This is a genomic window from Streptomyces naganishii JCM 4654, from assembly GCF_014650575.1.
GTDB lineage: Bacteria > Actinomycetota > Actinomycetes > Streptomycetales > Streptomycetaceae > Streptomyces > Streptomyces naganishii.
Window position 1 is genome coordinate 110,592 of record NZ_BMVF01000003.1, and the last position, 17,913, is coordinate 128,504.

Annotated in this window: 14 protein-coding genes; 5 read left to right on the forward strand and 9 right to left on the reverse strand. The window is 74.3% G+C overall.

Translation table 11 applies throughout. From position 1 onward, the window contains the following. Window positions 1-22: 22 nt before the first annotated feature. Window positions 23-1,864 carry an asparagine synthase (glutamine-hydrolyzing) gene (gene asnB / locus IE217_RS05965; RefSeq protein ID WP_190176654.1) on the reverse strand — a complete coding sequence of 614 codons (1,842 nt, stop codon included), beginning with the start codon at window positions 1,862-1,864 and terminating at the stop codon, window positions 23-25. 314 nt (window positions 1,865-2,178) lie between these two features. Here asnB and IE217_RS05970 point away from each other — a divergent pair, with 314 nt between their 5' ends. Both IE217_RS05970 and IE217_RS05975 read left to right on the forward strand, forming a co-directional pair. Then, the gene (locus tag IE217_RS05970; protein ID WP_190176655.1) at window positions 2,179-3,279 is read left to right on the forward strand and encodes a baeRF3 domain-containing protein; all 1,101 of its coding nucleotides are present in this window, start codon (window positions 2,179-2,181) and stop codon (window positions 3,277-3,279) included. Window positions 3,280-3,343: 64 nt separating this feature from the next. Beyond that, entirely contained in the window at window positions 3,344-4,381 is a 1,038-nt protein-coding gene (locus IE217_RS05975) for a Gfo/Idh/MocA family protein (protein ID WP_190176656.1), read from the forward strand. Between the two features lie 23 nt (window positions 4,382-4,404). Here the strand turns inward: IE217_RS05975 and IE217_RS05980 are convergent, their stop codons facing one another. Continuing rightward, window positions 4,405-4,818, reverse strand: a complete 414-nt coding sequence (locus IE217_RS05980) for an SsgA family sporulation/cell division regulator (RefSeq protein ID WP_190176657.1) — start codon at window positions 4,816-4,818, stop codon at window positions 4,405-4,407. Between the two features lie 334 nt (window positions 4,819-5,152). On the opposite strand from IE217_RS05980, the gene IE217_RS05985 reads away from it, so the two are divergent. Beyond that, the gene (locus IE217_RS05985; protein WP_190176658.1) at window positions 5,153-6,604 is read left to right on the forward strand and encodes a PP2C family protein-serine/threonine phosphatase; all 1,452 of its coding nucleotides are present in this window, start codon (window positions 5,153-5,155) and stop codon (window positions 6,602-6,604) included. Window positions 6,605-6,626: 22 nt separating this feature from the next. On the opposite strand, the gene IE217_RS05990 is transcribed toward IE217_RS05985, so the two are convergent. Beyond that, window positions 6,627-8,120 (reverse strand): DNA-binding protein NsdB, encoded by a 1,494-nt coding sequence (locus IE217_RS05990; protein WP_190176659.1) that lies wholly within the window; start codon window positions 8,118-8,120, stop codon window positions 6,627-6,629. 236 nt (window positions 8,121-8,356) lie between these two features. On the opposite strand from IE217_RS05990, the gene IE217_RS05995 reads away from it, so the two are divergent. Beyond that, complete coding sequence (locus tag IE217_RS05995) at window positions 8,357-9,487, forward strand: aminoglycoside phosphotransferase family protein (RefSeq protein WP_190176660.1); 1,131 nt, start codon at window positions 8,357-8,359, stop codon at window positions 9,485-9,487. Window positions 9,488-10,609: 1,122 nt separating this feature from the next. Next, window positions 10,610-12,601 (forward strand): N-acetylmuramoyl-L-alanine amidase, encoded by a 1,992-nt coding sequence (locus tag IE217_RS06000; protein ID WP_190176661.1) that lies wholly within the window; start codon window positions 10,610-10,612, stop codon window positions 12,599-12,601. Between the two features lie 74 nt (window positions 12,602-12,675). Here IE217_RS06000 and IE217_RS06005 read toward each other — a convergent pair whose 3' ends face one another. The 6 genes from IE217_RS06005 to IE217_RS06030 form a co-directional block, all read right to left on the reverse strand. Then, complete coding sequence (locus tag IE217_RS06005) at window positions 12,676-13,173, reverse strand: glycosyltransferase family protein (RefSeq protein WP_030166146.1); 498 nt, start codon at window positions 13,171-13,173, stop codon at window positions 12,676-12,678. A gap of 170 nt (window positions 13,174-13,343) precedes the next feature. Beyond that, window positions 13,344-14,273, reverse strand: coding sequence for a universal stress protein (locus tag IE217_RS06010; protein ID WP_190176662.1), 930 nt, complete (start codon window positions 14,271-14,273; stop codon window positions 13,344-13,346). Window positions 14,274-14,401: 128 nt separating this feature from the next. After that, window positions 14,402-14,644, reverse strand: a complete 243-nt coding sequence (locus tag IE217_RS06015) for a DUF397 domain-containing protein (protein WP_190176663.1) — start codon at window positions 14,642-14,644, stop codon at window positions 14,402-14,404. An 83-nt stretch (window positions 14,645-14,727) separates the two neighbouring features. Further along, entirely contained in the window at window positions 14,728-15,894 is a 1,167-nt protein-coding gene (locus tag IE217_RS06020) for a thiolase family protein (protein ID WP_190176664.1), read from the reverse strand. Further along, on the reverse strand, window positions 15,891-16,961 hold the full coding sequence (locus tag IE217_RS06025; protein WP_190176665.1) for a thiolase family protein: 1,071 nt from the start codon (window positions 16,959-16,961) through the stop codon (window positions 15,891-15,893). Before IE217_RS06025 ends, IE217_RS06020 begins: the two co-directional genes overlap by 4 nt. Beyond that, a complete protein-coding gene (locus tag IE217_RS06030) occupies window positions 16,958-17,908 on the reverse strand; it encodes a Zn-ribbon domain-containing OB-fold protein (RefSeq protein ID WP_190176666.1) in 951 nt (316 codons plus the stop codon). The genes IE217_RS06025 and IE217_RS06030 overlap by 4 nt, the downstream gene beginning before the upstream one ends. Window positions 17,909-17,913: the final 5 nt, after the last annotated feature.

Sequence of the window (17,913 nt, forward strand, 5' to 3'; positions counted from 1 at the left end):
ACGCGGGTGACCGGCCCGCGCGTCAGCCGAGCACGAGTTCCGGCTGGTACAGGTCCAGCCACAGCGCCAGGTCCAGGGCCTTCTCCAGGCCGCGCCGGGCCGCCTGGGTGCTGACGGGGGCGTCGTGGTGCGCGGCCCTGCTCAGGCGCTCGCGGTCGACGAGGTCGAAGACCGGGTGGCCGGGGCGGGCGAGGAGTTCCTTGGCGTGGTCCTGGAGGGCGAGCGCGTACTTGGGGTCCTGGGTGGAGGGGTAGGGGCTCTTGACCCTGTCGTACACGGACCTCGGCAGCACGTCCGCGGTGGCCTCGCGCAGCAGGCTCTTCTCCCGGCCGTCGAACGACTTCAGCTCCCAGGGCGCGTTGTAGACGTACTCCACGAGGCGGTGGTCGCAGAACGGCACGCGGACCTCGAGCCCGACCGCCATGCTCATCCGGTCCTTGCGGTCGAGCAGGGCGCGTACGAAGCGGGTCAGGTGGAGGTGGCTCATGCGCCGCATCCGGAACTCCAGGTCGCTCTCGCCCTCAAGGCGCTCGACGCCGGCGACGGCCGAGCGGTGGGCGTCGGCGACGTACGCGGGCAGGTTCAGGGCGCGGGTCAGGTCCGGGCGCATGACGTCGGTGTCGTCGCCGAAGTGGCGGGCGTGGCGCACCAGCCACGGGAAGGTGTCGGCGCGGCGGGCCTCCTCGTCGAAGAACTGCTGGTAGCCGCCGAAGACCTCGTCGGCGGACTCGCCGGACAGCGCGACGGTGGAGTGGTCGCGGATGCTGCGGAACAGCAGGTAGAGCGAGGCGTCCATGTCGCCGAAGCCCATGGGCAGGTCGCGGGCGCGCACCACCTTGGCGCGGATCTCCGGGTCGGCGAGGGCGTGGGCGTCGAGCACGATGTCCTGGTGTTCGGTGTCGGCGGAGCGCGCCACGTCGTGCACGTAGGGGGTGTCGGGAGTGGCGCGCAGTTCGTCGGCGACGAAGTTCTCGCTCTGGCCCGCGAAGTCGACGGCGAAGCTGCGCACCCGCTCGCCGCGCCGCGCGAGTTCGCGGGCGGCGAGCGCGGTCATGGCGGAGGAGTCCAGGCCGCCGGAGAGCAGGGTGCAGCGCGGCACGTCGGCGACGAGCTGGCGGCGCACGATGTCCTCCAGCAGACCGCGCACGGTGGCGACGGTGGTGTCCCGGTCGTCGGGGTGCGGCCGGGTCTCGAGCCGCCAGTAGACGCGGGTGCGGATGCCGGAGCGGTCGACGGTGACGACGGTGCCGGGCTCGACCTCGCGCATGCCGTCCCACACGGCGTGGCCGGGGGTCATCACGAAGGTGAACAGTTCGCGCAGTCCGTCGGCCGTCACACGGCGGCGGGCCAGTGGGTTGGCGAGGACGGCCTTGGGCTCGGAGCCGAAGAGGACGCCGTCGGGGGTGGGGTAGTAGTAGAACGGCTTGATGCCCATGCGGTCGCGGACCATGACGAGCCGGTCGTGGCGGCCGTCCCAGACGGCGAAGGCGTACATGCCGTTGAGGCGCTCGGCCACCGAGTCGCCCCACTGGAGGTAGCCGCGCAGGACGACCTCGGTGTCGGAGTCGGTGGTGAAGCGGTGGCCGGCGGCGGTGAGGTCCCGGCGGAGTTCGGTGAAGTTGTAGGTCTCGCCCGAGTAGACCAGCGCGACGGTGCCGTCGGGGGTGGCGGCGGTCATCGGCTGGCGGCCGCCGGGCAGGTCGATGATCGCGAGCCGGCGGTGGCCGAGGGCGGCGGGTCCGCCGGTCCAGGTGCCGCGGTCGTCCGGTCCGCGGCAGGCCATCGTCTCCGTCATCGCGTCCAGCGTCGCGCTCTCGGTGCCGAGGTCGCGGTCGTAGGAGACCCAGCCGGTGATGCCGCACATGTACTGCCTCCCGAGCAAAACCAGTTGTAACGAGCATCTATATGACGAGCGTGCGCCACACCCGTGGACCGGTCAACGCGACCTTGGCGCGTCAGGCGCCCGCGCCCGCGCGGATCCGGCCGCACTTTGCTCGCGGGAAACACTCACGCGGACCGCGCACCGGCTCGCGCGAGGCCGCACACCGGGGCGGGCGCGGCACGGACGGGCACGGGCGCCGCGTGAACCGGCCAACGGCAAAGCCTTCCCAATTGACCGGCCCGGCCGACCCAATTGCTCCAAATGCCCGACACGCCGATCGGACCTATGGTGCTGTCATGGAGCACGAGCTGAGTCCAGCGACCCTCGCCGAGCTGCGCCGTCCGCGCGGCTACCCCGCGGTGTCCGTGCTGACGCCCACGCACCGCCGGGAACCCGACAACGCCCAGGACCGCGTCCGGCTGCGCAACGTCGTGGCCGAGGCCAAGAAGCAGTTGGAGACCGACCCGGACGTCACGCGTGAGCGGCGCGCCGACGTCGTACGCCAGCTCGACCAGGCCCTGACCGAAGTGGACCTCACCCACGCCGAGGACGGGCTGCTGATCTTCGCCGCTCCCGGTGAGCACCAGGTGTGGTCGCTGGGCCGCAGCGTGCCGGAACGGGTGGTGCTCTCCGACACCTTCCTCACCCGCAACCTGGTCTCCGCGCACGCCGCCGAGCGGCCCTTCTGGGTGCTGTCCGTGGCGGCCGACCGCGTGACGCTGTGGAGCGGCGGTGCCGACCGCGTCACCGAGGACCGTACCGGCGGCTTCCCGCTGACCAGGGACCTCGCGGAGAACTTCGACGCCGAGCGGCAGGAGCGGATCGGCGACGCGCCGAGCACGTTCCGCGACGAGCGCACCCACCACTTCCTGCGCGAGGCGGACAGCGCGATCGGCGCGGTGCTGCGCCAGGACCCGCGTCCGCTCTACGTCACCGGCGAGCAGGGCGCGCTGGCCGTCCTGGACGAGTTCGACGGGGCGGTCCGGCACGCCGTGCACGTCCCGCACGGCGGGCTGGCGCACGGCACCCCCGAGGCGGTCTGGCGTGCGATCCGCCCGGTGCGGGAGGAGGAGGCGGCCAGGGAGACGGCCGCGGTGCGGCGGGAGTTGGAGGCGGCGCGCGGGCGGCGGGCGTACGCGGCCGGTGTCGACGAGGTCTGGCGCAGCGCCCGCGAGGGCCGCGTGGGGCTGCTCGCCGTCGAGGAGAACCGCCGGGTCACCGTGCGCGACGACGCCGGCGACCATCTGATCCCGGCCGAGGCGGGCGATCCGAGGGCCCGCGAGGACATCGTGGACGAGATCGTCGAGCAGTGCCTGGAGACCGGGGCGGAGGTCCGCTTCGTGCCGGACGGGACGCTGAGCGAGGCCGAGGGCATCGCCGGAGTGCTGCGCTTCTGACCCGCGGGCGTGTCTACGCTACGGCGGGACGCGTCGGCGAGAGTTGCAGGGAGGGAGTGCGCACGTGGGTGAGTTGCTGGGGGTGGCCGTGCTGGGCGCGGGGCACATGGGGGCCGACCACATACGGCGCCTGGACCGGGTGGTGAACGGCGCCAGGGTCGTCGCGGTGGCGGACCCGGACCGGGACCGGGCCGAGGAGGCCGTCGGCGGCATCGAGGGCGTCCGCGTGCACGACGATCCGCTGGCCGCCCTGGACGCCCCGGGTGTGCGGGCGGTGCTGATCGCCTCGCCCGGTCCCGCGCACGAGGAGGCGCTGCTGGCGGCCTTCGGCCGCGGGCTTCCGGTGCTGTGCGAGAAGCCGATGGCGCCCGAGTCGGACGGGGCGCTGCGCGTGGTCGAGGCCGAGGCGCGGCTCGGGCGGCGGCTCGCCCAGATCGGCTTCATGCGCCGCTACGACTCCGGTTACCTGGAGCTCAAGTCCCTGCTGGACGGCGGACGACTGGGACGGCCGCTGATGCTGCACTGCACGCACCGCAACGTCTCCTCCCCGCCCGGCTTCACCAGCGCCATGCTGATCAACAGCTCGGTGTCGCACGAGATCGACGCGGCCCGCTGGCTGCTCGGGCAGGAACTGACCGCGGTGACGGTGCTGCGCCCGGCCTCCTCCTCGGGCGCCCCGGAGGGGCTGGTGGACCCGCAGTTCGTGCTGTTCGAGACCGAGCGGGGCGCCCTGGTGGACGTGGAGGTCTTCGTCAACTGCGGCTTCGGCTACCAGGTGCGGTGCGAGGCGGTCGGTGAGGCGGGCAGCGCCCGGATCGGCGAGGAGCACGGCACGGTCGTCACCGCGGGGGGCGCCGCGTCCGCGCCGGTGCCGCAGGACTACCTGGTGCGCTTCGCCGCCGCCTACGACCGCGAGGTCCAGAGCTGGGTCGACGCCACCCGCCGGGGCCGGGTCACCGGCCCGAGCGCCTGGGACGGTTACGCCTCCTCGGTCGCCGCCGAGGCCGGCGTGCGGTCGCTGGAGAACGGCGGCAGAGTCGGGATCACCCTCGCCGAACGCCCGCCGCTGTACGCGGAGGACGGCGGCGACGGCGCCCGCTGACCGCTCACGGAGCCCTGTTCGGCTCACACCGAGCCGAACAGGGCGCTCAGGCCGCGGTCGACGGCGGCGGCGACGTCCTCCTGGCCGGGGGCGACCACGGCGTAGGTGCGCAGCAGGAAGCGGTGCAGCGCCGGGGTGTCGAAGCGGAGCAGGGCCATGCCGGACGGGGAGTGCAGTTCCAGCACCGTACGGGAGGCGCCGCACGGCCACAGGTGTACGTCCCCGGCGCCGGCCGGCCGGCGTATGCCCTCCTCGAGCAGGGCCCGGGAGAAGGTCCACGAGACGTCGTCGCCGTCGAGGGAGACCTCGGACGGGAAGTCCACGTGCACGGCCAGCGGGTCCGCGCAGGCGTACCGGAGCGTGGCGGGTACGGGACGTTCCCGCTGGTCCGCGGTGATCAGCTGGGCGCGGGCGGGCTGCTCGAGGGTGATGTCCATGGTCGGTCTCCCCAGCGGGTAGGAGGACGGCCGGTTCTGCCGTGTTGTTCTTAGGAGCCCGCAGACGCCGATTGCATTACGCCTGAGCCCCTACCAATTGGTGTGACCTGCATCACCTTTGGGGGCGGACTCGTACAGGTCGGCCGACACGGGAACAAGCGGCCGTCGAACAACCGATTGAGCGGCGGTGCACGCCGGGGAGCCTGTGGCATATGCCGCCCGCACCACCGGATCGTGTGTCGCCGAATCCCTTACGGGGCGTCGCCGGCTGTGCAACAGTCGTAACGGCTCCCCGCGCCGCCCAGGTCGTACCGTTCCCGCATCGGAGTGCGTCATGTCCCACCTCTCCGCGGACCGTTCACCCGCCCAGCCGCCGGGGCGCGGCTCGGTCGACGCCCTGATATCGCAGGCGCGCCGGCTCAAGGGCCAGGTGGACGCCGTCCGCCGGGAGGCCGAGGACGGCGCGTCGGACCCGCAGGGCCGGTGGGAGCGCGCGCTGTGCGATCTGGCGCTGCATCAACTCACCGATCTGGACGAGCACTTGGCGCAGCTGAGGGACGGCCCGCCGCCGATGCCGGCGCCTTCGGACGAGCCGGCCGCGACCCCCGGCTCCGGCACCGGAGCGCCGACCGGCTCGCTGCTCAGCCGGGTCGGCAGCGCGGAGTGGAACCTCCTGACGGACGAGGCCGGCTGGTCCGGCGACCTCTACCGGATCCTGGGCCGGGACCCCGCCGAGCCCGCGCTGACCCTGGACGAACTGCCGTCCCTGGTGCTCGAGGCGGACCGGCCACGGCTGACGTCGATGGTCACCGACTGCCTGGTCGACGCGCGGCCCGTGGACGGGGAGTTCCGCATCGTCAGGCCCGACGGGGCCGTCCGCACGGTGCACATGATGGGCGAGCCCGTGCTCGACGCCGACGGCGGCACCGCCTCGATGTGGGCGGTGCTGCGGGACGTCAGCGAACTGCGGCGCAGCCAGTCGGCGGTGCGCGAGACCCGTGACTCGCTCCAGCACCACCGGCAGCGCGCCCGGACCGAACACCGGCTCGCGGCCGAGCTGCGGGAGGCCGTGCTGCCGCCGTGGGGCGGCCCCCTGCGGCTCCCGCCGGGCGGGCGCCTGGAGCTCGACCTCGCCGCCCGCCGCCTCTCCGCCGGCCCCGGCACCCGCATCGGGGGCGACTGGTACGACGCCCTCGAACTGCCCGACGGCGACACCCTGCTCAGCGTCGGCGGACTCACCGGGCACGGCCCCGGCGTGACGTCGAGCATGGCCATGGTGCTGGGCGCCGTACGGGGCATGGCGATGGCGGGAACCGCGCCGGCCCCGCTCCTGTCCTGGCTCGGCCGGCTGCTGGACAGCACCGGCCGGCCCGCCCTCGGGAGCGCCCTGTGCTGCCGCTACCGGCCGAAGGCCCGCACCCTGGTGTGGGCACGGGCCGGGCACCCCGCCCCCCTGCTGTTCCGCGACGGGACGGGACGGGCGCTCGACGCGCCGGACGGCGCCCTGCTCGGCGCGGCGTCGGACACCGTCTACGAGCAGGCCGAGGAGACCCTGGAACCGGGCGACGTGCTCCTGCTGCACACCGACGGACTGCTGCCGCCGCCGAACACCAGTACGGGGGCCGGGCCGGACACCGGTACGGCCGGGGACACGCTGCTCGGGCTGGCGGCGCGGTTCACCGCGGCCCGCTCCGCGCGGGACTGCGTGCGCGTGCTGGCCGAGGAGTTCGGCGCGGGGGAACGCGACGACGACGCCTGCGTGCTCGTCGCCCGTCTGACACCGTGACTACGCCGGGGCGGCGCCGTGACTACGCAGGGGCGGCGCCGGCGCTTCTGACCTTCATGCCCGGCAGCGCCAGTTGGATCTCCTCCCGCAGTTCGTGGATCTTCGGGTAGGTGGCGTACTCGGCGGTGAGCCGGTACATCTCGCGCAGCCTGTCCCAGGTGCGGCGGGAGGAGTTGGAACCCATCGCCATGAGGGCCAGCCGCGCGTAACCGGCCGCCTGTTCGGGGTCGTCCGCGATGAAGCAGGCGGAGGCCATGGACAGGTGGTCGAAGATCTTCGACCGCTCGCGTCCGTCGATCCGCAGCGCGAGGGCCTTCTGCGCGTAGTGCTGCGCGTGCGCGGCCGCGTCCGGGTCGAACTCCGCCAGCGTGCGGTAGGCGAGGGCCTGCATGCCGTACAGGTCCTCGTCCTTGAAGGTCTGCATCCAGTCCAGCGGCTCGGCCTCGCCCCGGTCGGAGACGAAGAGGTCCTCCGCCTGCCCCAGGGTGCGGCGCATCGCCTGGCCCTTGCCCATCGACGCCTGCGCCCAGGCCTCGATGGTGTGGAACATCGCCTTGGTGCGCGGCTGTAGCGCGTCTCCGGAGCCGGACTGGGCGAGCTTCATCAGGTCCAGCGCCTCGTCGGGCCGGCCCAGGTGCACCATCTGGCGCGCCGCGCGGGACAGCGCCTCGCCGGCCCGGGGCCGGTCGCCGCCCTCGCGCGCGGCGTGGGCGGCGATGACGAAGTACTTCTGCGCGGTGGGTTCTAGGCCGACGTCGTGGGACATCCAGCCCGCGAGGACGGCCAGGTTGGCGGCGACGCCCCACAGGCGCCGCTGGAGGTGGGGCGGATGGCGGTAGGCGAGCATGCCGCCCACCTCGTTGAGCTGGCCGACCACCGCCTTGCGCTGAAGCCCGCCACCGCGGGCGGCGTCCCAGGCGCGGAACACCTCCACCGAGCGTTCCAGTTCCTCGATCTCCTGCGACCCGACGGGAGCGGCGTCGTAACGGTCCAGCCCGGCGGGGTCGGCGTGCAGGGGGTGGTCGAGTTCGGGGGCGTCGGCCTTCAGGGTCGGATCGGTGTGCAGCCAGTCGTGCATGGCGGCGCTGAGTGCGCTTCCCGCGGTGAGCGCGGCACCCGCGCCCACCAAGCCGCGTCGGTTGAGCATGAGGTCCATTCCCGTGAATTCGGTGAGGACCGCGGCGGTCTGCTCGGGCGCCCACGGCACTCCGTCGGGATGGTCCACGTTCCCGTCGCCCTGCCGTTTCCCCGTACGCCCGTGCCGTACCAGACCGAGGTCCTCGATGGTCACGACACGGCCGAGACGCTCGGTGAACAGGGCCGCCAGCACCCGCGGCACCGGATCGCGCGGGATCTCTCCCATGTCGATCCACCGCCGCACCCGGGAGGTGTCGGTCGCCAGCTGGGGGTGGCCCATGGCCGCCGCCTGCCGGTTGACCATCCTCGCGAGTTCCCCTTTGGACCAGCCGGCCAGGCCGAACAGGTCCGCGAGACGGGTGTTGGGTTGTCCTGTCACGTCAAGCCCCCAGGTACTCGGCTGAGTTGACAGTAGACCCGGTGAATGTTGCCGGGCGACTATTCGCCAGGGTTCGCCAGGGTGCGCCAGATGGTGTGCCAGTGGGCGCCGGGTGTCAGGTAGGAACGCGCCACCCCGACCCGGTGCCCGAGGGACATTCCCCAGGGTGCTCCCGGGCGTCCGGGCCGGGCGGGGCGCGCCCAGCAGAAGGCACACGAAGGGATCTGTCTCGCCTCATGTACGCAGCATCGTCCTCCGTGTCCGCCCCGCCCCGGTCGCTGCGCCCCCGTCCGGGCGCCGGCGGCCCCTACCTCGACCCCGCGCGTCCGGCGGCGCCCGTGCTCGGCGCGGGCCGGCCGCGGCGTCCCGCGGGGCTCGGCACGCAACCGCTCAGCGGGAGAATCGACTTGTCCGGCCCCCAGGGTGCCCAGCTGCGCACGGCGCTCGCCTCGGTGCACCGGATCTGCCCGGAGTTCGCCCCGGTTCAGGTACTGCGCCGCAGCGGACGCTCCGTGCTCCTGGTCGGCACGACCGGGCGCAGCACGGCCGTCGCCAAGTGCTTACTGGACCACTCCCCCGCGTGGGCCGAGCGCTACCGGCACGAGATAGCCGCATACCGCTCGTTCGTCCGGCACCGGCCGCCGGTCCGGGTGCCGCGGCTGATCGCGGCGGACCCGGACAACTGCACGCTGGTGATCGAGCGCATGCCGGGGCGCGTGGCCGCGCTCCAGCGGCACCCGGTGGAGACCCCGCCGCGGGCGGACATCAGGGCGGCCCTCGGCGCGATCTGCCGGCTCAACGCCTGGCGGCCGCCGGCGGGCACGTTCGACGCCCCGCTGGACTACGCGGCCCGGATCTCCCGCTACCACGAACTGGGCCTGCTGACCGACCGGGACATGGGCGACCTGCAGAAGCTGCTGCACGGCATCGCGCACGCGGCGGGCCGGCAGGGCATGGGCCAGTTCTGTCACGGCGACGCGCTGCTCGCGAACATCCTGCTCTCACCGGCCGGTCCAGTGCTGGTGGACTGGGAGCACGCGGGCTGGTACCTGCCGGGGTACGACCTGGCGACGCTGTGGTCGGTGCTCGGGGACGCGCCGCTGGCGCGGCGGCAGATCAGTCAGCTGGCCCAGGCGGCCGGGCCGGGGGCGCGGGACGCGTTCCTGGTGAACCTCATGCTCGTGCTGACCCGTGAGATCCGTACGTACGAGACGGCCGTGCAGCGCTCGATGCACGAGGTGGCCCCGGGCCCGGCCCAGCCGGGTACCGCCCCGTCCGGCGAGGAACAGCGACTGCTGCTGCGCCGCCTGCACGACGACTGCCAACTCGCCCGCCGAGCGGTCCGCGCGGCAGTCGGCACCCGCTGACAACCGCCGAGGGGCACGGCGATCACTCCCACGCACCCCGCCACGCCCCTCGGCCGCCCCCGGCCCACGCCACGTCGCCGCGCCGCCCGCCACCACGGGCGACGCGGCACCGGCACTGCCGCCCCGGCGACACCTCGACGCCGCGAGAGCCGCCGGCCAAGCCCGGCAGCCCGAGCACGTCAAGTCCCCACGGGGGCAGGCCAGGCGCCCCGCACGCGCGCACACCGGCACGGGCAGACCTGGGCAGCGATGCCCCGGCACCCACCACGCCACCCGCCCAGCCGCCTCAGGCGCGGCAGCCCCGCGCGAGCAACGGCCACGCGCGGGATCGTCGACGGGGGCGACACGGCGCTGGGCGCAGGCAGATCGGGCAGTGCCCCCATGCTCACCGCGCCACCCACCAGGCCGCGTCAGGCCCGGCGCCGCCCGAGCGAGCAACAGCCACGCGCGGGAGCACGCCTGCACCGCGCCACCCACCGAGCCGCCTCAGGCGCGGCAGCCCCGCGCGGGTGACGCGGTGTCAGTACTGTCGGCCCCAGGCAACGTCCCGGTGCTCGTAGTGCTGCCCGCCGGACCGCGTCAGGCCCGGCGGTCCCGCGGGCGACAACGCGGCGGGCACACGCACCGGCGGGTGGCGTCGCGACGCCCCGGCGCGCACGGTGCCATCCGCTGGGCCGTGCGAGCCCCGGCAGCCCAGGGCACGCAACGACCCGGCCGACACCGCCCGCGGGGCGCTCCCCTGCCTCGCGCCCCGCACGCAGGCAGACCCGGCCGACACCGCCCGCCGGGCGACTCACCCACCCGCACGCGCCCGCGCGCGCCCCGCGATTCGGCAGCCCCGCGCGCGGGCCGGTCCGGTCGGCGCCCCCGGGCGACCCGCCTCCCCCGTGCTCAGGTGTGTCGCGTGGTCCGGATGGGGTGCTGGTTTCGAGGGGGACATTGGTGTACGCCACTGACGCTCCGCAGGCCTCGGCGTGGCGTGGGGGAAACTCGCCGGGACCCCGCATGACATGGGAAATCGCCTTTCCGCGCGCATGATTGACGGATCGTCGGCAAGCCGGTACCACTGGTCCACGCCGACCCCGCACGCCCCGCCACGCCCGAGTGCCCCAGGAGGCCGCATTGCGAGGATCCGCCACCGACCCCACACCCACGCCGGGCCGCAGACGCGCGCGCACGGCGGCCGGCGTCGTCGCCTCGGCGGCGCTGCTGCTGCCGCTGCTGGGCGCCGCCCCGTCCGCCGGCGCCACCGCGCCGTCCGCTGCGGACGACACCGGCCGGCTCCAGCGGGCCTTCGCCTCCGCGTCCGCCGAGTACCACGTACCGGTCAGCGTCCTGCTGGGCGTGTCCTACCTGCAGTCCCGCTGGGACGGTCACGGCGGCGCGCCCAGCGTGACCGGCGGCTACGGCCCGATGCACCTGACCGACGCCCGCACCGCGCTCGCCCGCGCACCGCACCACAGCCAGACCGGCGAGGACCCGCGCGGCGACTCCGCCCGCCGGACGCTGCACCCCGACACGACGGTGCCGGAGGACTCCGACCTGCCCGCCCGGCTCAAGACCCTGACCGAGGCGGCCGGGCTGACCGGCATCCCGGCCGGGCGGCTGCGCGCCGACGCGGCCGCGAACATCGAGGGCGGCGCCGCCCTGCTCGCCGCCGCGCAGAAGCGCCTCGGCGAACCGCTGAGCGCGGACCCGGCCGCCTGGTACGGCGCGGTCGCCCGGTTCTCCGGCGCGGACGACAGCGCCACCGCGGCGGCGTACGCGAACGACGTCTACGACGTGATCCGTTCCGGTGAGCGGCGCACCACCGACTCCGGCCAGCGGGTGGTCCTCGACGCCCGTCCCCGCCTGGCGCCCGACACCGCCCAGCTCGCGCGGACGGGCCTGAGGCACGTGTCCGCGGCCGGGACCGAGTGCCCCGCGTCGGTGTCCTGCGAGTGGATCCCGGCGCCGTACCAGCAGTTCGGCAACAACGACTACGGCAACCACGACCTGGGCGACCGCCCCGCGTCCCAGCGCATCCGCTACATCGTCATCCACGACACCGAGGGCCGCTGGGACGGTGTCATCAACCTCGTGCAGGACCCCACGTACGTGTCCTGGAACTACACCCTGCGCTCGACCGACGGCCACATCGCGCAGCACGTCAAAGCGAAGGACGTCGCCTGGCACGCCGGGAACTGGTACGTCAACGCCGAGTCGGTCGGCCTGGAGCACGAGGGCTTCCTCGCCTCGCCGGACGCCTGGTACACCGAGGCGATGTACCGCTCCTCGGCGCGGCTGGTGAAGTACCTCTCCGAGAAGTACGGCATCCCGCTGGACCGGCAGCACATCCTCGGCCACGACACCGTGCCCGGCCCGACCACGGGCACCATCCCCGGCATGCACACCGACCCGGGTCCGTACTGGGACTGGCGGCACTACTTCGAGCTGCTGGGCCGGCCCTTCGAACCGACCGCGGGCAAGCACGGCGGCCTGGTGACGATCCGCCCCGACTACGCGGCCAACCAGTCCGAGTACACCGGCTGCACCACCGGCGGCGAGCCCTGCCCGGCCCACGGGTCCAGCGAGGTGCGGCTGTACTCGCAGCCGGACACCTCCTCGCCGCTGATCAAGGACATCGGCCTGCGGCCGGACGGCAGCGACTCGACCATCGACGTGAACGACGTGGCCTCGCGGGTGGAGACCGGGCAGCAGTACGCGGTCGCCGAGCGGCGGGGCGACTGGACGGCGATCTGGTACCTGGGCCAGAAGGCCTGGTTCCAGAACCCGGCCGGGCAGCCCACGGCGGTGGACGCGGCCGGCTTCGTGATCACGCCCAGGGACGGGCTGGACAGCGTGCCGGTGTACGGGCGCGCGTACCCGGAGAAGGAGGCGTACCCGGCGGGCGTGCCCGTGCAGGCGGTGTCGCCGCTGCCGTACAAGCTCCTCGCGGGGCAGCGGTACGTGGCCGGTGACGTGGTCCCGGGCGAGTACTACTACTCGGTCACCTTCACCACGGACTCGCACAAGGTGGTGCGGGGCCGGGACCTGTACTACGAGATCCAGTTCGGCCACCGGGTGGAGTTCGTCCGGGCGGCCGACGTACGGATCCTGCCGTCGCGCCTGTAGCGGGGCGCGGGCGTGCGAAGGGCCGGCCCCGGGTGGGGGCCGGCCCTTCGCGCGTCCGGGTGCCGCCGGGGACGTCAGCCCTGCTGGAACAGTTCCGCGGGAAGCGGCTTGAGCAGGGCGTACAGGTCGTCGGTGATCGGGCGGTCCCAGGCCGCGATGGTGACCAGGACGCCGTCGCTGCGGTCGAACTGCACGCAGGAGATCCGGCTCTCCGAAAGCTTCAGCCTGCGCACGATCAGGAGGTTGTCGCCCTGGAGGACCGGCATGTCCTCGGTGCCGACGACGGTGACCTCCTCGTCGTTCTCCAGGGCGAGGAGGAGCTGGGCGACCTCGAAGGGCACCTCGCCCTCGGCGACCTCGCGGGCCGGGGAGCCCTCGGGCAGATTGCCGATGATCATCGCGGTGCCGCGGCCGCCGAACAGGTCGTAGCGCAGGAACACGCCCTGGCAGGTGCCGTCGGGCGCGGGCAGCAGCCCGGCACCGAGGTTGCCGGGCCAGTCGCCCGGGTCCATGGCCAGGACGTCGAAGTCGGGCCCGGCGGGCGTGGCGCTACGGCGACGGAGGAACGACATGCCGCCATGGTACGTGCCCCGGCCCGCACCGCGACGCCCACCCGACACCCGTCCGGGGGTGCCCCGCGCCGTCCGCCCGGCACCCACGGCGAGGCCCCCACGCCCCCCGGAGGACGCGGACCCGACGACAGGCGGCGCCACGCCACCGCCACTGCGGCGGCGGGTGGGGACTACTCCTCCGGTGACGGTGGGGACGGGGGCACCACCGCGACGGGGCTCGCCGCGTGCAGGAGGACCGCCTGGGTCACCGAGCCGAGCATGCGGGCCGGGGCCAGGAGGCGGCGGCGGTGGCGGCCGACCACGACCAGTTCGGCGCCCGGGGAGGCGGCGACCAGGCGGCCGGCGGCGTCGCCGGGCAGTACGCGGGCCTCGGCGTGGACGCCGGGGTGGCGGGTGCGGTGCGGGGCGAGGAAGCCCTCCGCCAGGGTGCGGGTCTCGTTCTCGATCTCCTGCTGGTCGGCGGCCGGCGGGGTGAACTCGCCGGGCGTCACCCAGGTGCGGGCGGGCCACGGGTAGGCGACGACCGCCTCGACCCGCGCGCCGCGCCGGGCGGCCTCGCCGAAGGCGAAGGCCAGGGTGGCCTCGTCGGGGCTGTCCACGTTGAGGCCGACGACCACGCGGGGCCCGGGCCCGGCGGGTGGGGCGGGGTCGGGGACCTCGCGGCCGGGCCGGGGCACCACGACGACGGGGCACTCGGCGTCCCGCGCGGCGGCCAGCCCGTTGGAGCCGAGGAGCAGGCTGGCGAAGCCGCCGCGCCCGCGCGAGCCGAGCACCAGCAGCTGGGCTTCGGCGCCCAGTTCGGGCAGCAGGGCGCTCGGCAGCCCGTCCAGCCCGCGGTACTCCACGTCCGCCTCGCCGGCGGGACCGCCGGTGCCGCCGGACCGGCCGGCCAGGTGGGTGCGGGCCTGGGCGAGGACCTCGTCCTCGGCCTCGGGCGGCGCGGCGACCAGCACCTCGGGCTGGATCCAGGCCGCATACTGCCGTACGTGGACCACCCGCAGCGGCGCGCCCCGGCGCAGCGCGGCGTCGTACGCCCAGTCCAGGGCGCGCAGGCTGTCGTCGGATCCGTCGACCGCGGCGACGACCGGTGGGGTGCTCATGGGTTCCTCATCTCCGGGTGGCGACCTCCCCCGCAGGGGCCCAGCCTCGCTCAGGAGCGGGCCCCGGCGGGGCTTTCAGGGTCGCGTGTCCGCAAACGCGCGCGGAACACCCCGGAGGTCTCCTCCGGTCAGGTGAGGTCGAACTCTCCCTCCCTCGCCCCCGACACGAACGCGCCCCACTCGGCGGGCGTGAAGATCAGGGAGGGACTTTCCGGACGGCCGCTGTTGCGCATCGCGATGAATCCCTCGACAAAGGCGATCTGGACATCCCCCAGGCCACGGCTGCTGGACTGCCACTCGGCGTTGCTGAGATCCAGCTCCGGCTTGTCCCATCCCGCGAGCGGGTGCTGCTGGATAGTGCTCTCGGCCACGTCCGTGCTCCTCCCGAATCGTCGTCCGCGGGTCAGCCTAGCGATCGCGTCGGGGTGCCAACAGGCCACATGAGGGGGACCTTTCAGGAGTCGGGGCGCTCGGATCCCACCAGCCACATGGAGAAGAACTGGGACCCGCCGCCGTAGGCGTGCCCGAGCACCCGGCGCGCCCCCGCGACCTGGTGTTCTCCGGCCTGCCCGCGCACCTGGAGGGCGGCCTCGGCGAACCGGATCATGCCGGACGCGCCGATGGGGTTGGTGGACAGCACCCCGCCGGACATGTTCACGGGCAGGTCCCCGTCCAGCTCGGTCACGCCGGACTCGGTGAGCTTCCAGCCCTCGCCCGGCTCGGCGAAGCCGAGGTTCTCCAGCCACATGGGCTCGTACCAGGAGAACGGCACGTACATCTCCACGGCGTCGATGTCGCGGCGCGGGTCGGCGATGCCGGCCTGCCGGTAGACGTCGGCGGCGCAGTCCCGGCCGGCCCGCGGGGAGACGAAGTCCTTCCCCGCGAAGAGCGTGGGCTCGCTGCGCATGGCGCCGCCGAGCATCCAGGCGGGCGGCCGGGGCGCGCGGGCCGCTCCCGCCCGGCCGGTGACGACCATCGCGCAGGCGCCGTCGGAGGACGGGCAGGTCTCCGAGTAGCGGATGGGGTCCCACAGCATGGGCGAGGCCTGGACCTTCTCCAGGGTGATGTCGTGCTCGTGCAGATGGGCGTAGGGGTTCTTCAGCGCGTTGCGCCGGTCCTTGTAGGCGACCAGCGCGCCCACGGTGTCGGGCGCGCCGCTGCGCCGCATGTAGGCGCGCACGTGCGGGGCGAAGAAGCCGCCCGCGCCGGCGAGCAGGGGCTGCTGGAAGGGGATGGGCAGGGACAGTCCCCACATGGCGTTGGACTCGGACTGCTTTTCGAAGGCGAGGGCGAGGACGGTGCCGTGGACGCGGGCCGCGACGAGGTTCGCGGCGACGAGCGCGGTGGAGCCGCCGACCGAGCCGGCCGTGTGCACGCGGAGCATGGGCTTGCCGGCCGCGCCGAGGGCGTCGGCGAGGTACAGCTCGGGCATCATCACGCCCTCGAAGAAGTCGGGGGCCTTGCCGATGACGACGGCGTCGACGTCGGCCCAGGTCAGTTCGGCGTCGTCGAGGGCGCGCCGGGCCGCCTCGCGGACGAGGCCGGCGATCGACACGTCCCGGCGGGCGGCGACGTGCTTGGTCTGGCCGATGCCCACGACGGCCACAGGTTCCTTGCTCATCGGGGCTCCCCTTCGAGTACGGCGACCAGGTTCTGCTGGAGACAGGGGCCGGAGGTGGCGTGGGCGAGGGCGCGGTCGGACTCGGCCCGGTGGACGCGGGCGGCGGCCTCCCCGATGCGGATGAGCCCGGCGGCCATGACCGGGTGGGCGGCGAGCGGCCCGCCGGAGGGGTTGACGCGCACGCCGTCGCCGAGCCGGAGCGCCTTGCGCAGCACGACCTCCTGGGCGGTGAAGGGGGCGTGCAACTCGGCGGTGTCGACGGGGCGTTCGAAGGCGCCCGCCTTCTCGGCGGCCAGGCGCGTGGACGGCGAGTCGGTGAGGTCGCGCACGCCGAGGGCGTGTGCCTCGATACGGTGGTCGATGCCCCGGATCCAGGCGGGCCGTTCGCACAGTTCGCGGGCCCGGTCGCCGGCCGCGAGGATCACGGCGGCGGCGCCGTCGCCGACCGGCGGGCAGTCGCCGGTGCGCAGCGGCCGTACGACGTAGTCGCCGTGCGGGAGCGGACCCCTCAGCTGGGCATGGGGGTTGGCGGCCGCGTCGCGCCGGCTGCGGGCGGCGATCGCGGCGAGGGCCGGCTCGTCGGTGTCGCCGGCGTCGATGAGGGCCTGGGCCTGGAGGGCGGCGAGGGCCACGGAGTCGGGCCACAGCGGGGCGAGGTAGTACGGGTCGAGCTGCCGGGTGAGTACGTCGCGCAGCGGGCCGGGTGAGGACTTGCCGTAGGAGTACACCAGCGCGGTGTCCGCCTCACCGGTGAGGAGCTTGGTCCACGCCTCGTACAGCGCCCAGGCGCCGTCCATCTCCACGTGGGACTCGGAGATCGGGGGCCACGCGCCGACGCCGTCCAGGGCCATGGTGAAGGAGAAGGCGCGGCCGGCGAGGTAGTCGCTGGAGCCCGAGCAGGTGAAGCCGATGTCGGCGGTCCGCAGTCCGGTGGCGCGCAGCACCTCGTGCAGGACCGGCATCAGCATCTCCACCTCGGACAGCTCGTCGGTGGTGCGACGGTGGTCGCTCTGGGCGAAGGCGACGACCGCGACGTCCCGCGGCCCGGGGGGTTCCTGGCCGGTCACAGCAGCTCCTTGTAGGTGTCGTAGTCGGCGTCGGGTTCGCCGGTCGGGCGGTAGTGGTCGGGGTGGCGGGCGCCGGGCGCCCATACGGGTTCGACGCGCAGGCCCATGCGCACCTGGTCGTAGGGGATGCCGCCGATCCGGCCGTGCAGGGCGAGGCCGGCGCCGTCGAGGGCGATGTGGGCGTAGACGTAGGGGACCTCGATGTCGAGGTTCTTGGCCTTGATGTTGACGATGCAGAAGGTGGTGACGGTGCCGCGCGGCCCCACCTCCACCCGCTCGGTCGTGGCGAGGCCGCAGGTGGGGCAGGCGCCGCGCGGGGGGACGTACACCTTGCGGCAGGAGGGGCAGCGTTCGCCGACGGTGCGGTGTCCGGCGAGGGCGTCGAGGTAGGCGCTCTGGGCGCGGCCGGGCGAGTAGGTGTAGTCGAGGCGGGCGGGGGCGACGATGCCGGTGACCTGGCCGTCGAAGTGCCCGCTGTGCGGGGCCGGCCGGCGGGTCTCGCCGTGCGGGTCGTCGTACGGTTCGAAGCAGGCGATGTCGGTGATGGCGCCGGTGCGCTCCGCCGCCCAGCGGATCCGGACGCGCAGGCCGGTGCGCACGGCCTCGGGGCCGGGGGCGTCGAGCGCGTGCAGGAGGGCGGTGTCGGCGCCGTCGAGGCGGACCAGGACCCAGGCGAAGGGCGTGCCGAGGGGCTGGCCGCGGCGGGGCTCGTGGTTCCAGGCCCAGGTGGTGACGGTGCCGGTGGGGGCGACCTCGACGAGTTCGTCGATCTCCTCGGCGGTGACGGGGTCGTACTCGACGGGCGGGACGAGGGTGCGGCCGTCGCCGGTGCGCACCCCGAGGACGACGCGTTCGCGCAGGCCGGTCAGGAAGGCGCTCTGCACGGGGCCGAGGGAGCGGGTGAAGGGGAACTCTACGACGAGGGGGGCCTTGAGGACTTCGGGCATGCTCG